Annotated in this window: 13 protein-coding genes; 8 read left to right on the top strand and 5 right to left on the bottom strand. The window is 47.2% G+C overall.

Annotation, left to right across the window (positions count from 1 at the left end):
• Positions 1-245: 245 nt before the first annotated feature.
• The 5 genes from accC to cutA all read right to left on the bottom strand — a co-directional run bounded on the left by accC (position 246) and on the right by cutA (position 4,911).
• The gene (accC, locus tag MHM89_RS07815; protein WP_022946050.1) at positions 246-1,586 is read right to left on the bottom strand and encodes an acetyl-CoA carboxylase biotin carboxylase subunit; all 1,341 of its coding nucleotides are present in this window, start codon (positions 1,584-1,586) and stop codon (positions 246-248) included.
• Positions 1,587-1,613: 27 nt separating this feature from the next.
• Positions 1,614-2,078: an acetyl-CoA carboxylase biotin carboxyl carrier protein gene (gene accB / locus MHM89_RS07820; protein WP_045980407.1), complete on the bottom strand. Its 465-nt coding sequence runs from the start codon at positions 2,076-2,078 to the stop codon at positions 1,614-1,616.
• A gap of 25 nt (positions 2,079-2,103) precedes the next feature.
• Complete coding sequence (gene aroQ / locus MHM89_RS07825; RefSeq protein WP_045980406.1) at positions 2,104-2,556, bottom strand: type II 3-dehydroquinate dehydratase; 453 nt, start codon at positions 2,554-2,556, stop codon at positions 2,104-2,106.
• A 250-nt stretch (positions 2,557-2,806) separates the two neighbouring features.
• A complete protein-coding gene (locus MHM89_RS07830; protein ID WP_151173269.1) occupies positions 2,807-4,591 on the bottom strand; it encodes a protein-disulfide reductase DsbD in 1,785 nt (594 codons plus the stop codon).
• Complete coding sequence (cutA, locus tag MHM89_RS07835) at positions 4,591-4,911, bottom strand: divalent-cation tolerance protein CutA (protein WP_235419212.1); 321 nt, start codon at positions 4,909-4,911, stop codon at positions 4,591-4,593. Before cutA ends, MHM89_RS07830 begins: the two co-directional genes overlap by 1 nt.
• 140 nt (positions 4,912-5,051) lie before the next feature.
• On the opposite strand from cutA, the gene MHM89_RS07840 reads away from it, so the two are divergent.
• The 8 genes from MHM89_RS07840 (at position 5,052) to MHM89_RS07875 (ending at position 13,702) form a co-directional block, all read left to right on the top strand.
• A complete protein-coding gene (locus MHM89_RS07840) occupies positions 5,052-5,531 on the top strand; it encodes an FxsA family protein (protein WP_022945975.1) in 480 nt (159 codons plus the stop codon).
• Positions 5,532-5,644: 113 nt separating this feature from the next.
• A complete protein-coding gene (locus tag MHM89_RS07845; protein WP_022945976.1) occupies positions 5,645-5,932 on the top strand; it encodes a co-chaperone GroES in 288 nt (95 codons plus the stop codon).
• A gap of 55 nt (positions 5,933-5,987) precedes the next feature.
• Positions 5,988-7,637: a chaperonin GroEL gene (gene groL / locus MHM89_RS07850; protein ID WP_045980403.1), complete on the top strand. Its 1,650-nt coding sequence runs from the start codon at positions 5,988-5,990 to the stop codon at positions 7,635-7,637.
• Positions 7,638-8,047: 410 nt separating this feature from the next.
• Positions 8,048-8,563 carry a DUF3016 domain-containing protein gene (locus MHM89_RS07855; protein ID WP_235045758.1) on the top strand — a complete coding sequence of 172 codons (516 nt, stop codon included), beginning with the start codon at positions 8,048-8,050 and terminating at the stop codon, positions 8,561-8,563.
• A 124-nt stretch (positions 8,564-8,687) separates the two neighbouring features.
• Positions 8,688-9,275, top strand: coding sequence for a TetR/AcrR family transcriptional regulator (locus MHM89_RS07860; RefSeq protein WP_022945979.1), 588 nt, complete (start codon positions 8,688-8,690; stop codon positions 9,273-9,275).
• A 90-nt stretch (positions 9,276-9,365) separates the two neighbouring features.
• Positions 9,366-11,735 carry an MMPL family transporter gene (locus MHM89_RS07865; RefSeq protein WP_026111263.1) on the top strand — a complete coding sequence of 790 codons (2,370 nt, stop codon included), beginning with the start codon at positions 9,366-9,368 and terminating at the stop codon, positions 11,733-11,735.
• Positions 11,716-12,516: an outer membrane lipoprotein-sorting protein gene (locus tag MHM89_RS07870; RefSeq protein WP_239408550.1), complete on the top strand. Its 801-nt coding sequence runs from the start codon at positions 11,716-11,718 to the stop codon at positions 12,514-12,516. Before MHM89_RS07865 ends, MHM89_RS07870 begins: the two co-directional genes overlap by 20 nt.
• 10 nt (positions 12,517-12,526) lie before the next feature.
• Positions 12,527-13,702: a hypothetical protein gene (locus tag MHM89_RS07875; protein ID WP_239408551.1), complete on the top strand. Its 1,176-nt coding sequence runs from the start codon at positions 12,527-12,529 to the stop codon at positions 13,700-13,702.
• Positions 13,703-13,705 lie beyond the last annotated feature (3 nt).

Here is a 13,705-nt window from a genome sequence, read left to right on the forward strand (position 1 = left end):
CGCCGAGCAGTATAAAAACTTTTGTGGGCCTTGTCACTAGCTGTGGGGTGATTATTTTGCCGCTCGAAATCAATCGCTTACTAATTAACCTAAGAGCGTAGCTTGAGCTGTAACCTCGTAAACGACTCGCTCTGAACTTTTAAGACGGTGGGTGAGTGCGCGCTACTTACAAAAAGTAGATTTAGGGTTTGTAGGCACAAAAAAAGCCGACGTAGGTCGGCTTTGGCTTTGCTTAACATTTAGCTCTATAGGCCAAGTTTCTTCTCTAAATAGTGGATATTAGTGCCACCATTTTTGAAGTTCTCGTCCGATAAAATCAGTTTATGAAGCTCGGTATTGGTTTTAATGCCGTCGATAACCAACTCGTTGAGCGCGTTGCGCGAGCGAGCAATGGCAACGTCACGGTTTTCACCGTAACAAATAAGCTTACCAATCATTGAGTCATAATGTGGCGGTACAGTGTAGTCCGCATAAATGTGGCTATCCCAGCGAATTCCCAAACCACCGGCTGGGTGGAAGCGGGTGATCTTACCTGGTGATGGGATAAAGGTTTTTGGGTCTTCCGCATTAATACGGCACTCAATAGCGTGACCACGGATTTGCACATCTTCCTGAGTGATTGATAATGGCTGACCAGCAGCAATTTTTAACTGCTCTTTGATTAGGTCAATGCCTGTTACCATTTCTGTTACAGGGTGCTCTACCTGAATACGGGTATTCATCTCGATAAAGTAGAACTCACCGTTTTCATATAGGAATTCGAAGGTGCCCGCGCCGCGATAACCAATTTCGATACACGCGCGAGTACAGCGATCGCCAATGTACTTACGCATTTCTGCGGTGATACCCGGTGCAGGTGCTTCTTCAACTACTTTTTGGTGGCGGCGTTGCATCGAGCAATCACGCTCACCTAGGTGAATTGCGTTGCCTTGCCCGTCTGCCAATACTTGCACTTCGATATGGCGTGGGTTTTCTAGGAACTTCTCCATATAAACCATGCCGTTACCAAAGAACTGCTTGGCTTCTTGCTGAGTAAGGGCGATGGAGTCGACCAGCTCTTTCTCGCTGCGTACTACGCGCATACCACGGCCACCACCGCCGCCAGCGGCTTTGATGATCACTGGGTAACCGATGCGCTTAGCAATTTGCATATTACGTTCGGTGTCGTTAGTGAGCGGACCATCAGAACCGGGTACACAAGGAACGCCGGCTTTACGCATCGCTTCAATGGCCGATACTTTGTCACCCATAAGACGAATGGTGTCGCCTTTAGGACCAATAAATACGAAGCCACTTTGCTCAACTTGGTCGGCAAAATCAGCGTTTTCCGATAGGAAACCATAACCTGGGTGAATAGCGACTGCATCGGTGACTTCCGCCGCAGCAATAATACGGGGGATATCTAAGTAGCTTTCGGTAGCAGGTGGCTTACCAATACAAATAGTTTCATCTGCAAGGAGCACGTGTTTCAGGTCACGGTCGGCGGTAGAATGCACGGCAACCGTTTTTATACCTAGCTCTTTACAGGCGCGCAGAACACGAAGTGCAATTTCACCTCGGTTTGCGATAACAACTTTATCTAACATAGTTAGTGCCTTGTTTGAGTTGCGCGATTATTCGATGATGAAAAGAGGTTGGTCGAACTCAACAGGCTCGCCATTCTCAACCAAGATTGCTTTAACCGTACCGGCTTTGTCAGCTTCAATCTGGTTCATCATCTTCATCGCTTCAACGATGCACAAAGTGTCGCCTACGTTAACTTTACTACCTACCTCAACATAAGCAGCGGCTTCTGGTGAAGAGGCCGCGTAGAATGTACCAACCATAGGTGAGGTTACTTCATGGCCGCTAGGGCGAGCAGGTGCATCGCTCGCTGCTGGTGCATCACTTGCTGGAGCAGCCGCCGGGGCTGCAGGAGCAGGAGCCGCTTGTGGCGCCAAGGCGTAATGCTGTGGCATCGCAGGAGCTTGGCTATGACGGTTAATACGTACCGACTCTTCACCTTCGGTGATCTCAAGCTCAGCAATGCCAGACTCTTCAACTAGTTCAATTAATTTCTTTATTTTGCGAATGTCCATGAAAAACCCGCCTGTTAGTTAGTTTTTAATTCGAATTCTGCAACCGATTGACCGCTGCTTGAAGCGCGAAGTGGTAACCCATTGCACCAAAACCGCAGATAACCCCTTGTGCCACGTCAGAAAAGTAAGAGTGGTGACGGAAGGGTTCGCGTTGATGAATGTTGCTGAGGTGAACTTCAAAGAAAGGAATATCAACACTGAGTAGAGCATCACGCAGGGCCACACTGGTGTGGGTGAATGCGGCAGGGTTTATAATAATGCTATCAAATTGCTGCCACGCGTCGTGAATGTGCTCTATTAATGCTGCTTCGCTGTTACTTTGAAAGTGCGCCAGCTCAACATTTAAGGCCGCTGCTGCATCATTTAGTTCACCGGTGATCTGCGCCAGTGTTTTTACGCCATATTTATCCGGCTCACGCTTACCTAACATGTTTAGGTTAGGACCGTTAATAACTAAAATCTTAAACTTTGCAGCCATAATGCGACTAAAATCCTTTATCGTGTGAGTTTTAAGTGATTGTACAAATAATAGTATTTAACTTAAGGGCAAAAGTAGCAAATAGCAAACTTTTCTCACGTTTGCCGACTATTATAGAGAGTTCGACGTAAATAGCAGCAAAATACTGGTCTAATGACCTTGTTAACCAGGTCTGGCTAGGTGGGGTTTACTAGTGCGGGGAAAGTGAGCAGGGTGGTGAGGCTCACCCTGCATTAATCAGTAAAAAGGATTACTGTGCTGCGTCACGTACTGCTTGTAGGTGGGAAGCAAACTCATCTGCCCCCATAAAACCGGTGACTCTCAGCTCAGGTAATTCTTCGTTGCTGTTATCAAAAAACAAAATACTTGGTAGACCAAAAACGGTGTAGTGCTCCATTAATTCAATGGTGGTGTCATTACTTTCGGTGAGGTCGACCTGTACCAAAGTGAAATGCTCAAACTGCTGTTGCACGTTGTCTTTCGGGAATGTGTACTTCTCAAACTCTTTACATGCCACACACCACTCGGCATAGAGATCAACCATCACCAAGCCATCGGTTTGAGCAATCAAGGTTTCCAGCTCTGCTAAATTAGCTACATGTACAAATTCACCATGCTTTTCGTTAGAGGAAACTGTCGCAGCCGTGCTGTTACTCTGTGGCTTAGGCCAAATGTAGTTTTGTACCAGCATTAAGCCACCAACAAACAGCAGCATGGCAAAACTCCATAGAGTCGTTTTTCCTTTCCCTTGGTTTTGACCGCTTTGCCAATAATGTAAGTAGATAGCGGTAGCAATTGCCAACAAGCCGGCCATTAGCAAGATCACCTCGAAAGGTAAAATACGCTCTAACAAGATAAGTGGCACAAACAACATTAAAAAGCCAAACAAGGTTTTTACTTGCTCCATCCAGCCACCGGCCTTGGGGAGTAATTTCCCGCCCGAGGTGCCTAATAGCAGCAGTGGTAGGCCCATACCTAGGCTTAAGGCATATAAGGTCAAGCCACCAACCACAAAATCGCCGCTTTGAGCCACATAAAGTAGCGCTGCAGAAAGTGGTGCAGTGGTGCACGGCGAGGCAATCAGGCCGCTGAGCACGCCCATCAAGAATACGCCGGTGTAGTTTCCGCCTTTTTGCTTATTACTGACTTCTGTTAGGCGGCTCATCAAACTTTGGGGTAAACGAATTTCGTAAAGCCCAAACATCGATAGCGCCAGCAATACAAACAGCAAACTAAAGCTGATTAATACATAGGGGTGCTGTAAATAGCCTTGAATATGCCCGCCGAAATAGGCAACCACTAAACCTAGTAGCGCGTAGGTAACGGCCATGCCCTGTACATAAACAAACGACAGGCTAAAGGCTTTTTTCGTAGAGAGGTTTTTCTGCCCAGCGATTAAGCTAGAAAGAATCGGGAACATGGGGAACACACAAGGTGTAAACGCCAGGCCGATACCGACAACAAAAAAGAATACTAAATTCGTGACCAAGCTTTGGCTGGCTAAACGCTCAGTGAGTGATTGTTCACCCTCATCACTGGTGGCTTTGTTAACCGGGACCTCGCTGGTTGGCGCAGCGGTAGTCGCCGTGCTGGTAGCAAGGGCCGTAAGCGGAATTTCCACCACTTCAGGGGGGTAGCAAAGGCCTGCTTCGGCGCAGCCCTGATAGCGTACTTTGACACTGGCATTATCACCCACATCACTGAGTTTGGAAATAATACTCACACTATCAAAATAGACCTCAGTGCGACCGAAAAACTCGTCTTCAATCATGTCCCCTTGGGGAAGGTCACTGGGTGGAGTGATGGTGGCGCCCTTACCGACGAACTCTAACTTGTGTTTGTAGAGGTAATAACCTGGCTCAATATCCCAGCCTACAAATAAGGTGTCGCCTTGTTGGTCAAAGTCGAGCTTAAATGCCTGCTCAACGGGGAGAAAAGTGCTTTTAGAGGGCTCTAATAAGCTATTTAAAACGGAGTTGTTCGCCCAACTTAGCGAGCTAAACGCTAAGGTGAGCAAAAACAGCACATAACGCATTAATTTAATACCTCATCCATCCAATTAAAATACGCCAGGTTTCCGGTGGCCACATCAACAACCTGAATTTCAGGCACTTCATAACTATGTAGCTGTTTAATGGTTTGGATCACCTGGTTCATTTTCTCAGACTTGGTTTTAATTAGCAGTTTGGTCTCGTTTTCGCTGGTCACTTCTCCTTGCCACATGTAGATTGACTCTACTTCGGGAAGAATGTTGACACAGGCGGCGAGTTTTAACTGCACCAATTGTTCTGCCATCGCGCGTGCTTCTTGTTTATTTGCACAAGTTGTAAAGATAAGCCGGTAGTGAGTAGTCATACTGAACCTTTTTGTGAGTCCCGTTTCTAACCCCCATACTAGCTGATAGCAAGGGCAAAGCCCATAGAGCGACAACAGATGACTTGAAATCTGACCTTATCAACCTCAATTCTATTTCATCGACTTTTATGAGAGCCGTTATGTTCAGAGCACTTTTTTTACTATTTATCATTGTTCCAATCATTGAAATCGCGCTATTGATTCAATTAAGCGAGGTGATTGGCGGCGTTGCCACCATTGCCTTAATTATCGTTACCGCGATTTTGGGCGCTAAGCTGGTGAAGCAACAAGGCGTTGGTGCAATGCGTGAGGCGCAGGTGCAAATGGCACAAGGGCAAATGCCGGCAAAACAAATGTTTACTGGTATCTGTGTCATCATTGCTGGCGTTCTGTTGTTGACGCCCGGTATAGTGACCGACGTATTCGGCTTCTTATTACTGACGCCAGCAGTGCGCAATAAAATGGCCGCAACCTTTGCTTCTCAGGCGCAAGTGCGCATGAGCCAAGGTATGGGGCAAAGCACCTTCAGTGCTGAATTTCACAGCCACCAACAGCATCAACACAGTGAGCGTCGCGAAGAGCACACCACCATCGAAGGTGAATATGAACGAAAAGAGTAAAAAATTTTAATTTTTACTCTTGGGTTTTAAAACCTCGACCCCCATTAGATATGGCAACTAAATTTTAATGACTTTTCTGTAGTTGTTCAGAAACTGTTAGGAGAAACAAACAAATGAACATTCGTCCTTTACATGATCGCGTGATCGTTAAGCGTCTAGAAGAAGAAACCAAGTCTGCTGGCGGTATCGTGCTGACTGGTTCTGCGGCTGAAAAATCATCGCGAGGTGAAGTAGTGGCAGTAGGTAACGGCCGAGTATTGGATAGCGGCGAAGTACGCGCATTGGAAGTAAAAGCGGGCGACACTGTGTTGTTCGGCTCTTACGTTGAGAAGACTGAAAAAATCGACGGTCAAGAGTACCTAATTATGCGTGAAGACAACATCCTAGGTATCGTGAGCTAACTCACCCCTTGATGTTGACACACTTGGTTTAAACAGAATTTAGAGGAAAGAAACAATGGCAGCAAAAGAAGTACGTTTTGCAAATGACGCCCGCACTAAAATGCTTAAAGGCGTAAATGTATTAGCAGATGCAGTAAAAGTAACTTTAGGTCCTAAAGGCCGTAACGTTGTTCTAGATAAGTCTTTTGGCTCACCCACAATCACTAAAGATGGTGTTTCTGTAGCGAAAGAAATTGAGCTTGAAGACAAGTTCGAGAACATGGGCGCGCAGATGGTTAAAGAAGTAGCCTCAAAAGCGAATGACGCTGCCGGTGACGGTACCACGACTGCAACCGTACTAGCACAGTCAATTGTTAACGAAGGCCTTAAAGCTGTTGCTGCGGGTATGAATCCAATGGACCTTAAGCGCGGTATCGACAAAGCCGTTACCGCTGCAGTAGAGGAATTGAAAACCCTTTCTGTGCCTTGTGCAGATAACAAAGCCATTGCTCAGGTGGGTACTATCTCAGCCAACTCTGACAAAGAAATTGGTGAAATCATTGCTGAAGCAATGGAAAAAGTAGGCCGTGAGTCTGGTGTTATCACTGTTGAAGAAGGTCAATCACTACAGAATGAACTGGATGTTGTTGAAGGTATGCAGTTCGACCGTGGTTATCTTTCTCCTTACTTCATCAATAACTCAGAAAAAGGTGTTGTTGAACTAGATAACCCACACATCCTATTGGTCGACAAAAAAGTATCAAACATCCGTGAGCTTCTACCTACCCTAGAAGCGGTAGCGAAAACTAGCAAGCCATTGCTGATTGTTGCTGAAGATCTAGAAGGTGAGGCACTGGCAACACTGGTTGTTAACAACATGCGTGGCATCGTTAAAGTAGCTGCGGTTAAAGCGCCTGGTTTTGGTGACCGTCGTAAAGCGATGCTACAAGACATCGCCATCCTAACCGGTGGTACGGTGATTTCTGAAGAAATCGGTCTTGAGCTTGAAAAAGCGACACTAGAAGACTTAGGTACAGCGAAGCGCGTAGTAATCACCAAAGATGACACCACCATTATTGATGGTGCTGGTGAGCAAGAAGCGATTGATGGCCGTGTTGGTCAAATCAAAGCGCAAATCGAAGAAGCGACGTCTGATTACGATAAAGAGAAACTACAAGAGCGCATGGCGAAACTAGCTGGCGGTGTTGCGGTAATCAAAGTCGGCGCTGCGACCGAAGTTGAAATGAAAGAGAAGAAAGACCGCGTAGAAGATGCGTTACACGCAACGCGTGCTGCGGTTGAAGAGGGTGTTGTACCTGGTGGTGGTGTAGCGCTGGTTCGTGTGGCAACTAAGATTGCTTCACTTACCGCTGACAACGAAGACCAAAATCATGGTATCAATGTAGCCCTACGCGCTATGGAAGCGCCACTTCGCCAAATCGTTTCTAACGCTGGTGATGAAGCATCAGTGGTTGTTAACGCAGTCAAAGGTGGTGAAGGTAACTACGGTTACAACGCGGCAACAGGCGAGTACAGCGACATGCTAGAGATGGGTATCCTTGACCCAACGAAAGTAACACGCTCTGCATTGCAGTTCGCAGCTTCGGTAGCCGGTTTAATGATCACCACAGAAGCGATGGTTGCTGAACTACCTAAAGACGACGCACCAGCTGCACCTGATATGGGTGGCATGGGCGGAATGGGTGGCATGGGCGGCATGATGTAATCATCCCTCAAGCTATCTCGCTTAATAAAAACCCAGCTTCGGCTGGGTTTTTTCGTGGTTGCTGAATTTCATCCCAAACTAGGCCCTGACAGCAACATTCGTTCTTCTGGCGTACTGAGAGAAAGCTGAAAGCGGCAACGAGTATTGGCTTAGAAACCCCTATTGGTTGGGCGCTCAAAAAGTAGCGAACGTTAGACTCAAGCAATAAAAAGTCGCTGCTGCTAAATGAGAGATTCGACGAGGCAAACTGTTAAACTCAGAGGGGTTAGTTGCTGGGCGTTGACTCGATTGGGTACACAGGCTACAAATAGTTATTAATGATTACTAATTGTTACGAACTTGGCGGTGTTTTAGTAATCAAACAACACAACAAGCGGTCTATAGTAGATAGACGTACGCAATTGGAGAGTATGATGAAATCACTGAGCTACAGTTTGGCAATCGCGGCATTAGTTACATCCCTTAGTAGCTATGCTGGCGAAGCAAAAATCAAATGGCATGACTTAGACGATTACACCGATGCGCGTCCAGCTAATGAAGTAAAAGGACCGTTTCACAAGCGACTGGTTAAAAACTTTAATAAGCACTTTAGTAGAGAAGCAGAAAATCTGCCTGAAGGGTATGTGTTTAACGCTGAGATCACCAACCTCGATTTGGCCGGCGATGTGCGCTTTGGGATGAATGAGATCCGCGTGATTAAACCTATTTACATGCCTAAGATTAACTTTACTTACTCGGTCACCGATGCCGAGGGTAACGTGGTCAGTGAAGGGGAAGCGGATTTAAAAGACATGCAGTTTATGGATCGCATTCGCTCACCTCGAGCCAACGAAGCCAACTATTATGATTTTCGCTTGATAAGCTCGTGGTTTGAGAAAACCTTGTTGCCTGAGCTGGGTATCGAGCCGAAGAAAGCCTATCGCTAGCGACTAGCACTATTTAATTAAGGCAAAGTTAGGCGCCCAATGGGCGCTTTTTCTTTTTGATCTTAACTTGATCTTTTCTATTTCAGAATGTACATTCTTAAAAACGCTAAGCAGAGAACAACCTATGGCACGAACCAGAGAATTTGATGTAAGTGAAGCCCTGCGCAAGGCAACTATTATGTTTTGGCGCCAAGGTTACCGCGATACATCAATGGAGCAGTTGGTTAAAGCAACAGGTGTGAGTAGGTATGGTTTTTACCAAGAATTTGGTAATAAGAAAGAACTGTTCAAACGGTGTTTGCAAGAGTATTCCCTCAGCAAAATTAGCCCAGGGTTAAAGCGCATTGCGCAAAGTGATGGTGAGCTTGAAGACCTACGCTGTTTTTTCTCCATGTACAGCGAGAACATTGCTGAGCATGGCGCTAATGGCTGTCTTATTTGCAATACAGCTACCGAGATTGGTGAAACAGATATGGATGTGAACAGCATTGTGCGTGATATTTATGCCAAGCTGACCGCACAGTTTCAGCATTTTATTGAGCGAGCTCAAGCACGTAGCGAAGTACGCCAGGAGCTCAGTGCATTTGATTTAAGCGTGTGCTTACTCGGTGTGTTGCAAGGCGTAGCAGTGATGGCTCGCAGTGATTTTCATCGTGACACATTACGGCAATATTTGACGACTATATTCGACATGATGGCTGAACCCGAATAAGGTACTGTGCTATTATGAAAATAAAGAGCCTCACTTGAGGCGTTATTTTTTACTATTATCAGAATGTGTGTTCTGTTATAAGGAGTGATAATGAACCACTTTATTAGCAACTTAGCCCTGCGGTGGGGGCAGTGCGTGACACGCTACCCTTGGCTATTGCTTATTGTCAGTGTGCTGATTTGCATCGCACTGGCAATAGGAGCTAAAGGGCTCACTTTCTCGAACGACTACCGGGCGTTTTTCAGCCCTGAGAACCCAGAGCTCGTTGCCTTTGAGAACTTCCAAGACAAATACAGTAAAAATGACAACATTCTGATCGTCGTGCACGACGAGCAAAGTCAAGGGTTAACGCCTAATCATGCGAAGGTGGTGGAGCAGCTCACCGAACAGGCGTGGAAAACCCCTTTTGCGAGTCGTGTCGACTCTATCACTAATTTCCAACATACCTATGCTGAGCAAGACGACCTTATCGTCGCCGATCTGATCAAAAATGCCGAGCAATTATCTTGGCCAGCGTTGCAAGAAAAAGCACGCATAGCCCTTGATGAACCGCTACTGGCCAATCGGTTGATTGCCAACAATGGCCGCACCTCGGGTATTAATATTACCGTGCAATATCCAGGGGAGTCTTTGGCGGAAGTGCCAAAAGCGGTGAATTATGTGCGTGATTTAGTGGCGCAAATGAAGCAGCAGCACCCTGAGCTTACCTTTGCTATTAGTGGCATTTCTATGCTCAACAACGCCTTTAGTGAGGCTGGGCAAACCGATGCGCAAACCCTCACGCCGATTATGTACCTAGTGCTCATCGTGGTGATGTATATGAGCCTGCGCAGTATTCCCGGTACCATTGCTGCGGTGGGCGTAGTGATCCTTGCCAGCGCTGCGGCCATGGGCCTAACTGGCTATATCGGCATAGAGCTTACGCCTATATCCATCACCGCACCGACCATTATTCTCACTTTGGCCATTGCCGATAGCATCCATGTGCTGTTGTCTTACGCTAGCGCGCGAAGAGAGGGCATGGACAAGCTCGCTGCAATTAAAGAGAGCTTACGGGTCAATTTTGTTGCCGTGTCCATTACCAGTATCACCACCATCGTTGGTTTTTTAACCTTAAATATGTCTGATGCGCCGCCATTTGCTGATTTAGGGAATATCACTGCTATGGGCATCGCCGCTGCTTGGTTGCTCTCACTGGTATTCCTGCCTTGTTTACTGGCTATTTTGCCGGATAAGAAAACCTATAAGAAAAAGCGCAACGGGCTGAATGTGTGGTTAGGGCGTTTTGGTAATCAGGTCGCGAAAAAGTATCGAATGATTATTGCTGCGACAGTGCTACTGAGCATTGGCTGTGGCTTGGCTATTCCGCAAATTGAGCTCAATGACGAGTTCGTAAACTACTTTGATCAGCGTGTTGAGTTTCGTCGCGATACCGACTTCACCATGGAGCACTTAACAGGCATTTATGTAGTGGAGTTTGACATTCAAAGTGGTGAAAGTGGCGGCGTCAGTAAACCCGAGTACCAGCAGGGACTGGCAGATTTCACCACATGGTTACGTCAACAGCCAGAAGTAGTCCATGTGTATAGCTACACCGACATTATTAAACGCTTAAATAAGAATATGCATCAGGATAACGAGGCGCTATATCGCTTGCCTGATAATCGCCAGTTGGCGGCGCAGTATCTGTTGCTGTACGAGATGTCACTGCCCTTTGGCCTCGATTTAACTGACCGCGTCAGTATGGATAAATCGGCTTCACGGTTAAGCCTGACGCTGGATAACTTGTCTACTGCAGAAATTCAGGCCTTTATTGAGCGCGCTGAAGGCTGGCTGCAAAGCAACACGCCAGCGGCGATGCATGCCAAAGCCACTGGCGCTACGGTAATGTTTTCACATATTTTCCAACGTAACGCACAAAGCATGCTCAGTGGTAATGCCATTGCCATCATCGCGATTTGCCTGATTATGATCCTTACCTTACGTAGCCTTAAGTATGGCTTCTTAAGCTTGATCCCCAATACCATTCCGATGTTGTTCACCTTTGGCGTATGGGCACTGTTAGTGGGGCAAGTGGGGGTTGCGGCAGCCACAGTGACCTCAACTTCGTTAGGGATCATTGTCGATAACACCGTGCACTTCCTCAGCAAGTACCTAAGAGCTCGGCGAGAGCGCGGCCTTACGCCGCAAGCGGCCATTGAATATGCGTTTACCACTGTCGGAGAGGCCATCTTCGTAACCACCTTAATTTTAGCGGGCGGCTTTATGGTGCTGGCTTACTCCACCTTTATGATCAACGCGCAAATGGGCATGTTAACGGCGCTGGCCATTGTGATGGCACTGATCATTGATTTCTTATTACTCCCGGCGCTGCTCATGCTTGTGGCACGCCCGTCTACCTCATCTCAACCGAGTCTTTCAGCTATTAAGGAGAACCCGCATGAAGCCATTAATTCCTAGTGCTTTTGCCGTGCTATCGGCAGTCACATTTATCACCCCAGTTTGGGCTGCCGCAGCTTCCAGTGATGCGCAACAACGAGGCTATGAAATTGCGGCACAAAGTGACCGCTCCGATCGCGGCTTTGGCGTGAGTCGTGTCGATGTCATGATGCACCTTGAAGATGCCAGCGGGCGTAAATCGAGCCGCAGCTTAAGCATGCTCACCAAAGAAGTGGCCGACGAAAATAAAGGCGATAAAAGCCTTATTGTCTTTAACTCCCCGGCCGATGTACAAGACACCAAGCTGTTATCGCATGCGCAAATACTAGAGCCAGACGATCAATGGCTTTATCTTCCTGCGCTAAAACGCGTAAAGCGCATTTCCTCGGCGAATAAATCGGGCCCCTTTGTGGGCAGTGAGTTTGCTTTTGAAGATTTTACCGCCCAAGAGCTCAATAAGTACGAATATCGCTATATTAATGAGCAGCAATGCGGTGAGTTCACCTGTGCGGTGGTCGATCGTATTCCCAAGTATGAAAATTCTGGCTATACCCGCCAGCGCGCCTTAATTGACTTAAGCCATTACCAAGTGCGCAAAATCGACTTTTACGACCGTAAAGAAGCCCATCTTAAAACCCTGACCTTGTCTGATTATCAGCACTATCAAGACAAATTCTGGCGACCACAAACCATGCATATGGAAAACCATCAAAGCGGTAAAAAAACCACCTTGGTGTTCTCTGATTACGATTTCTCTGTGCGCTTAAGTAATCGCGATTTTGTTAAATCGTCATTGAAGTAAGGATGTAGTGATGTTCAGGAAGTGGTGGCTATTGCTCTGTGTGTTTGCGCCTTGCGTGTATGGTCAATGGCAAATAACGCCTGCGGTAGAGCTCGGCGCCCGGCAGTACAACGGCGATAGTGCTCGGGTCCAGCAAACGCATAACTTTGCTTGGGACCCAAGGCTATGGCTTGAGCTTGATTACCGCTCCCGCGCCTCGGGTATACAAGCACATATAAAGCCGGTGGTGACTGTGGCCGCGACCAATAGCGCCCTGCCTGAATGGGATTTACAAGAGGCTTACTTACAGAAAACCTTCTATAACTGGCAGCTAAGCGCCGGTATGAACACGGTATTTTGGGGCGTCGCCGAGTCTCGTCATTTGGTGGATATTGTCAATCAACGTATTCCTGCACGTAACTTTGAAGGCGAAGAGAAACTTGGCGAACTACTGGTGCAGGTTGATTACTTCACCGAAAACAGCACCTTATCGCTGCTATCTATGCCTTGGTTTCGCTCCCGCGATTACAGCCAACCCGATGAGCGCTTTTCATTGCCAGTGGCCATTAGCCAAGAGCGCTTCGTCGGTTTATCTGAGCACACTCGGGAATCACTGGCGCTGCGCTATGCCACGGTGCTCGATGATTGGGATGTCGGTGCTTATTTCTTCCACGGTTTAGATAAAACCCCAGCCTTTGAAATCACCGGGCAAGGCCAAGGACAAGCCATTTACAGCGCCTTGCAGCAATGGGGCCTTGATGCGCAATACACCAGTGAGCGTTGGCTCGGTAAGCTCGAAGCGGTGCACCGCAACCATGATTACGGTGGGAATAGCTGGGCTTATACCCTAGGGGGAGAATATTACTTTTATGGGGTGGCGGGCAGCAGTAAAGATCTCAGTCTGTTGCTGGAGCTGCACCGCGACACCGACGCCGAGGCTCGGGAAAATCAAATATATCGTAATAGCAGCTTTGTAGGCTCTCGCCTCGCTTGGAACGACACCGATGCCACCACCTTGTTATTGGGAGCCCTTATCGATAATGGCGGCGATTCCATCGCCATTAAGGGTGAGTTCGAAACCCGTATTCATAGTCAGTTGAGTCTTGATATTGAGGCCCGGATGTTTGTTGAACAACAGCCACAGCAGCCGCTTTACCTCTACCGAGATGATGACTTTATAGAAGTAAGATTGACCTATTACCTGTAAGGA

This window comes from Pseudoalteromonas sp. CNC9-20 (assembly GCF_022347875.1).
Lineage (GTDB): Bacteria > Pseudomonadota > Gammaproteobacteria > Enterobacterales > Alteromonadaceae > Pseudoalteromonas > Pseudoalteromonas ruthenica.